This is a genomic window from SAR202 cluster bacterium (genome assembly GCA_016872355.1).
Classification (GTDB): Bacteria; Chloroflexota; Dehalococcoidia; order Lucifugimonadales; family VGZY01; genus VGZY01.
Genome location: VGZY01000131.1, coordinates 1 through 2,136, shown reverse-complemented (window position 1 = coordinate 2,136; position 2,136 = coordinate 1). Strand labels below are relative to the sequence as shown.

At 61.4% G+C, this 2,136-nt stretch carries 1 pseudogene; it reads right to left on the bottom strand.

From position 1 onward, the window contains the following. Positions 1 to 132: 132 nt before the first annotated feature. Positions 133 to 1,218, bottom strand: a pseudogene (locus tag FJ319_14720) (hypothetical protein). Positions 1,219 to 2,136 lie beyond the last annotated feature (918 nt).

Genomic DNA, 2,136 nt, shown 5'->3' with positions numbered 1-2,136 from the left:
TGGGGTCTGCTGCTGAGCGAAGCTTCGAGAAACGGACACAAGTTCCACAGCACGATCTGGCAGACTCCTCTGACGCCAGGATTCAACGGCGGGTCCGACGGCGATAAGCGCCGGGCGTGAGGCCGACGACGACCACACGGCCGCCGGGTTCCACAACCGGAGGCCTCTTTGGCGCACGACCTCCCCCCAGTCGTGGAAGGGTTGGGGCGGCTGGTACTTCCCGCGCGCGGGGTCGTAGGTCCCCTTCACGCCCGTGAGAACAGACATGGAACTGGTGGCGGCAGCCTTGACACCATCGTCAGTTACGCGAGAGTCACTGAAGAAGTCGTTGCCCGGCCAGGAAACGTGGTCCCAGGCGACGATGCTGAACAGGGCGCAGTCGGAGAAGTCGTCACCCCCCTCCGCGTACGCGGCCGGGCGGCACAGCTGCGACTTCCCCTGGTTCCCCGGGGCTGTCAAGGGGCGAACCAGCAACGAGATGCCGTGGGCCTCGCAGCGGGCGTTTTCGCACTCGTTGTAGGGGTCGAAGTAGACGGCTTTCAGGTTGGGGAAGGAAGCGCCGTGCTCAGACAAGAACCGCTCTAAGACCGCTTGCAATTGTGCCCCGAGCTGGCCCCGGAATGGGCCGGCGAACTGCCCGCAGCCAAGGCCAGGGATGGTCAGGAAGGCGGACCGCGGCCCAACCGCGTGGTGGTGCACGTAACGGAAGACCGGCAGCAACCTGCGCAGGTAGAGGCTGTAATAGCCCTCTGTGGACAGCTGACCGTCGACCCCGGTCGCCTCGCCCCAGTCGGCAGGGGTGCTTCCCCGGCCGTTGTCCAGCAAGGCGCCGGGGGTGAACACCAGCGTCCCTGGGAAAGGGGGCGAGTGTGGTGTGGGGGCGCGGTGGTTCCCGTTGTCGAAGATGGTGACCGGCACGGCGATGGAGACATCGCCCAGCAGGCCGAGTTCGGTCAGGCTCCAGTCCGTGCCATCTCCTGCCACCGCGCTTTCGGCGAAGATCTGAGGCAGCTTGGTGTCAAGCAACTCGCCGAGGAGATCATGTTCCGTCATCGCCTGCAGGTCCGCGCCATGGAGCCGATTTTGCAGGAGGGCACCGGTCGTTGCCTGCCCAGCACGCAGAAACCGTAGGTAGTCGGCAGCGCGTGCCACTGTCTCTTCGGGAATGATAAGGGAGTAGCCGGTTGTGAAAGCGATCCTCGAGTTTTTCATGTCCATCGGAGCCTCCTCCTTCGCCGAACAGTGATTGGCCTGCCTAATAGCGTCTTTGAAAACGGCATAGAGGTAAAGTGATCATGCGTTTGTTGTTGTCGAGTAAATGCTTGCGCTCACAAGGATGTCATCTATAGAACCGGCAATAGCCGAACTGCGCACAGGGGTCTCGGTCATCCCGAATCCCAAATCCAAACTGCTCGACCAAGATCCGGGAGGTCTTCCGACTGAAACAATACTCACTGCGGATGGAAGAAACGTACGTCAGTTGGATCACGAACCCACAAGTGAAACATGATGGCTCTGTCCCCAAGATCCTCGACCGGGCCGAGCTATCTGCCAATTTAGCAGAGGCGTACTAAACCCTTGCGCATTTGGGGGTTGGTGAGCGGCTGGAGTCCTAATCCTCCATTGCGGCCTTTTAGGCGTGCAAGTCGTTGGTTTCCGAGGCATTCCGACGTCTTAAGCGGTGTTCAGACCTTGTGAGCTTTCTCATCCGCGTCGTCGAGCTCCGCGCGCCAAGCATGGCGTGCGCAAGCTCTCCACCAGACCCTTCGCCCACTTCCAGTCTGTTCCCCGAGCCAGTCGTGCTGTGATACCGTCGGGCAATCCCACTTCCGCGATTCAGGCCCCAGGCGTGACGGTCGTCGCCAACTGCACTTCCTGAAACATCGGCACCGGCTCCGCCGCAACGGCTTTGCTCAACCCGTAAACCCAGCAGTGGAGTTGCCCAGCGCTCATCCCCTGCCGCTGGGCAAACGCCTTCAAACTCATCCCGCTGCCTCGATAACTGATAGACTGGCCCAGCGGCATGACTGGAGCGTCCGGATCCCATTCGACGTGAAATCGGTGATCGATCGTGTCGACGGGGATGCTGGGAAGCAGGGATGTTGGGCTAGCGGAGATAAGGGCGGAATCTCTTTC